At 74.6% G+C, this 1,524-nt stretch carries 2 protein-coding genes; one reads left to right on the plus strand and one right to left on the minus strand.

The annotated features are described in order from the left end of the window. Window position 1: 1 nt before the first annotated feature. Window positions 2–1,171 carry an ROK family glucokinase gene (locus tag MXD58_RS27340; protein WP_250610890.1) on the minus strand — a complete coding sequence of 390 codons (1,170 nt, stop codon included), beginning with the start codon at window positions 1,169–1,171 and terminating at the stop codon, window positions 2–4. Window positions 1,172–1,336: 165 nt separating this feature from the next. Between MXD58_RS27340 and MXD58_RS27345 the strand changes: the two genes are divergently transcribed. After that, window positions 1,337–1,524 (plus strand): hypothetical protein (locus MXD58_RS27345; RefSeq protein WP_250610893.1); only part of this gene is annotated, 188 nt, incomplete at its 3' end.

The following is a 1,524-nucleotide window of genomic DNA, read 5'->3' on the forward strand; positions in this document are numbered from 1 at the left end:
TTTAATGATCCGCCGACCACATATATATACATTGAGTTATTTTGGTCGGCAGCGTATTTTTTTTATAAGAGACAGCATAGTGGGGGGCCTGGGCGGCGGCGCCGACGAGGCCGGCCTGCGCGCCCAGTTCGGCGATCACCACTTCCGCCTCGGGCCGGTGGCCCCGGCCGGGCATGACCTCGCGCAGCCGCTCGCGGGCCGGGCCCAGCAGCAGCTCACCGGCGTCGGAGACGCCGCCGCCGATCACGAACCGGTCCGGGTCGAGCAGGGCGACGAGGCTGGCCATACCGTCGCCGAGCCAGCGGCCGACCTCGGCGAGGCAACGGACCGCGGCCGGATCGCCCTTGCGGGCGGCCTCGGTGACGTCCGGGCCGGTCAGCGCGTCGACGTCGCCGCCGCAGGCCTCCAGCATCGCCGCGGCGGCCGCCGGGTCGTCGGCGGCGATGTGCCGCGCCGAGCGGACCAGGGCGCGGCCGCTGGCGTACTGCTCCCAGCAGCCGTGGTTGCCGCAGCCACACAGGTGGCCGTCGGGCACCATCCGCATGTGGCCCATCTCGGCGCCGATGCCGAACGCGCCGCGGAACAGCTCGCCACCCAGCACGATGCCGCCACCGATGCCGGTGCCCACGGTGAGGCAGACGAGGTCGCGCCGGCCGCGGCCGGCGCCGAAGCGGTACTCCGCCCAGGCCATCGCGTTGGCGTCGTTCTCGACGACGACGGGCAGGCCGACGCGGCGGGCGACCTCGTCGCGCAGGGGCTCGTCGCGCCACGCCAGGTTCGGCGCGAACACGACCCGGGACCGGTCCGCGTCGATCCAGCCGGCCGCTCCGATGCCGACCGCCCGCACGTCGTAGCCGTCGCTGAGCTCGGCGACGACGGCGGCGATCGTGTCGGCGACCTCGGCGGCGGAGTGCCCGGGGGTGGGCCGGCGAACGGTGGCGAGGACCGTGCCGGTGCCGTCGACGACGCCGGCGGCGACCTTCGTGCCACCGACGTCGACGCCGATCGTCAGGCCGGCGGTGCGCCGGTCGTCCTCGACGGGTGCGGTGATGAAGGTGGGCGGCAGGGGGCTGATCGTCACGTCCGAGCCCGCGGGACGGGCCGAGGTCGGGGCGGTACCGCCGGCGTGGGACTCGTTCTGGTCCGAGGAGCCGGAAGCGCTGATACTCATGTGATATCGATCCTCTGGACGCGTGGTCTGGGCGCTGGTGCGGGGCGAGTGCCCGCGGCCTCCCCACGTCGGGGGTCCGGGTGGGCCTCCCGGCCCGCGCCCGGTCTGGCGGCCGTGGGCGGACGCGGGTCGGCTGACCCGGCATCGGCGACGGCACTGGCGACGGTGTCCACGATCGCGCGCAACGCCGCGGCAAGCGACTCACCGGCCGCCGTCAGGTGCCTGATCACGTCGGGGCCCTCGCCGACGAACGCCGCCACCAGCCGGCACACCGGGCACACCGCGCAGGCCGTGGGCGGCCGGTCGTGGCACGAACAGGCCCGCGCTGGCTCGCCCGGCGCGCGATCCTCGCC

The organism is Frankia sp. AgKG'84/4, from assembly GCF_023242965.2.
Classification (GTDB): Bacteria; Actinomycetota; Actinomycetes; order Frankiales; family Frankiaceae; genus Frankia.